The organism is Ligilactobacillus acidipiscis DSM 15836, from assembly GCF_001435755.1.
Taxonomy (GTDB): Bacteria; Bacillota; Bacilli; order Lactobacillales; family Lactobacillaceae; genus Ligilactobacillus; species Ligilactobacillus acidipiscis.
Genome location: NZ_AZFI01000365.1, coordinates 1 through 495 on the forward strand (window position 1 = coordinate 1; position 495 = coordinate 495).

Genomic DNA, 495 nt, shown 5'->3' on the forward strand with positions numbered 1-495 from the left:
GGGATCTACCATGCCTGTGATAAAAAGCAGGTCAAGTTTGTGATCTGTTTGAAAACAATCCACTAGCTCCAAAGTCGGTTTGAGCGCTTAATCCAAGTGGGCATGTCCTGAGCGATTAACGTCCAAAAAGTTGGCCACGTTCTTATCGTGTGCTTATTAGATCGACTCGGCCGGCCGGAAACTTGTTGTCTGACCATGAGTTTATTGTGACTAACTTGGAAGAATTGAGTGGCCCGCAAGTTTTCGCTCTCTACCAACAACGAGGGTCGATGGAAGTCCTGATCAAAGAAGTTAAACACGGCTTTACCATCTAGACTTAAACACGCTCAAGTTGACACTATCCGCTTTAAGTTACTACATCTAACAGCTAAGGTCACACACCATGCACATCAGATCTGGATCCATTTATCCCGGACTAATGTGTTCGAGAAATTATTCTGGCAGACATTGTTTAAGATTCAAGAGCTAAAAATATATCCGCTGTGAACTCACAAA

The 495-nt window shown here is 43.2% G+C and carries 1 pseudogene; it reads left to right on the forward strand.

The window, feature by feature from the left end:
- Window positions 1–486 (forward strand): annotated as a pseudogene (locus tag FC65_RS12195) (transposase); the annotation flags it as partial.
- Window positions 487–495 lie beyond the last annotated feature (9 nt).